Genomic DNA, 1,965 nt, shown 5'->3' with positions numbered 1-1,965 from the left:
CGGACAGCCTGATATTGGCGGATGCCAAGGCGGATGCGCATATTGTGGCGACCGATCTGGTGAGCCAGGCCGAACATGGCTACAACTCGCCGGTCTGGCTGGTAACGGATGACCGCGCGCTGGCCGAAAAGGTCATGGAGATGGTGCCGGGTCTGATCGACGATCTGCCAGATGTGAACCGCGAAAATGCAACCGCCGCATGGCGCGACTATGCCGAGGTGATCCTGTGCGCCGATCGCGAGGAAATGGCCGCGACTTCGGACGACTACGCGCCCGAACATCTGACCGTGCAGGCCGAGGATCTCGACTGGTGGCTGGAGCGGCTGAGCTGCTATGGCTCGCTGTTTCTGGGCGAAGAAACGACGGTGTCCTACGGCGACAAGGCGGCTGGCACAAACCATGTTCTTCCGACTTCGGGGGCGGCGTCCTATACCGGCGGTCTCAGCGTCCACAAATACATGAAGATCGTGACCTGGCAGCGCGCCACACGCGAGGGTTCGAAACCCGTGGCCGAGGCGACCGCGCGCATCGCCCGGCTGGAGGGGATGGAGGGCCATGCCCGCGCCGCTGATGTGCGGCTGGCCAAGTACTTCCCCGACGAAGAGTTCGACCTGACCGCCAATGGCTGACCGTTCCTCATCAGGTCTGGCGGCCATGCCGGATGCGCGCCGCAAGCCGGGCGGGGGCCTGCCCGTGGGATGGCGCCGCGACCTGAGTTCGGGGTGGTTTATGGTGGCAAAGCCCTTCTCACCTCATGCGAAGGACACGGCCGCCAAAGCGCCAGCCCGCCGGGACGGGCAGGCGCTCGCCCGGCGCCTTCGGCTTGATTCCGGGCGAATACGGCGTCCCACTCAACTGCACAAATTATCAAACCACACTGCGCAACACGGAGGTGTAGCATGACGGCGCTCTTTGACCTCACAGGCAAGGTCGCCTGCGTCACTGGTGCCAGTTCCGGTCTTGGTCGCCGCGCGGCTTTGGTGCTTGGCGCTGCCGGCGCGAAGGTGGTCGGTGTCGCCCGCCGTGCCGATGCGTTGGACGCATGGCAGGCGGAGGCGGAAGGCGAAACCGCAGCCGTGCAGGCCGACCTTTCTGACCGCAAAGCCATCGAAGGCATCGCCCGTGACGTGGCCGCACCATTCGGTTCGCCCGATATTGTCATCCACGCCGCCGGGATCAATACAAGGCAGGCGGCGGATGAGGTGACGCCCGAGGGGTGGGACATGACCCTCAACCTCAACCTCGCCGCCCCCTTCTTTTTCAGCCAGGCGCTGGCGCCTGCGATGAAGGAAAAGCGCTGGGGGCGGATCGTCACTTTCGCCTCGCTGCAAACCAGCCGTGCCTTTCCCGCCGGGCTTTCTTACGGCGCGTCGAAGGGTGGCATCGCCCAGCTGACCCGCGCCATGGCCGAAGCGTGGTCGCGCGACGGTATCAATGCCAACGCCATCGGTCCCGGCTTTTTCCGGACCGAACTGACGGCGGCGGTCTTTGCCGATCCCGAGCGGGCCGCGCGCAATGCCGCGCAGACCTGCATCGGGCGCAACGGCGAGCCGGAGGATATCGACGGCCCGCTCCTGTTTCTCAGTTCCCATGCCTCGGCCTATGTGACGGGCCAGGTTCTTATGGTCGACGGAGGGTTCACCGCGAAATGAAAGCCCTGATCTATACTGCGCCGGAAAGCCTCGACTACCGCGACGTGCCCGATCCCGTGCCGAAACCGGGCGAGGAACTGATCCGCATCGAACGGGTCGGCATCTGCGGGTCGGACATGCATGCCTATCTCGGCCATGACAGCCGCCGCCCGGCACCGCTGATCCTTGGCCATGAAGCTGCAGGTATTGTCACCGGAGGGCCAAGGGACGGAGAACGGGTGACGGTCAATCCGCTGGTGACCTGTGGCTCTTGTGCTGCCTGCCGGTCGGGTCGCGACAACCTTTGCGTCAGCCGCCAGATCATCTCCATGCC

Annotated in this window: 3 protein-coding genes; all 3 read left to right on the top strand. The window is 65.0% G+C overall.

Going from position 1 to position 1,965, the window contains the following annotated elements:
* On the top strand, positions 1-629 hold a 629-nt coding region (locus tag WBB85_RS08135; RefSeq protein ID WP_432638119.1), incomplete at its 5' end, for a histidinol dehydrogenase.
* A 270-nt stretch (positions 630-899) separates the two neighbouring features.
* Positions 900-1,652: an SDR family NAD(P)-dependent oxidoreductase gene (locus WBB85_RS08130; RefSeq protein WP_432638118.1), complete on the top strand. Its 753-nt coding sequence runs from the start codon at positions 900-902 to the stop codon at positions 1,650-1,652.
* On the top strand, positions 1,649-1,965 hold a 317-nt coding region (locus WBB85_RS08125), incomplete at its 3' end, for an alcohol dehydrogenase catalytic domain-containing protein (RefSeq protein ID WP_432638117.1). The genes WBB85_RS08130 and WBB85_RS08125, both read left to right, overlap by 4 nt.

Source organism: Albidovulum sp. (genome assembly GCF_049646345.1).
In the GTDB taxonomy this organism is placed as follows: domain Bacteria; phylum Pseudomonadota; class Alphaproteobacteria; order Rhodobacterales; family Rhodobacteraceae; genus Albidovulum.
This window is presented reverse-complemented; position numbering and strand designations above follow the sequence as displayed.

Bases quoted from the DNA above. Each gene is read 5' to 3' on its own strand.
- WBB85_RS08130 (WP_432638118.1), top strand. From the start codon at position 900: ATGACGGCGCTCTTTGACCTCACAGGCAAGGTCGCCTGCGTCACTGGT.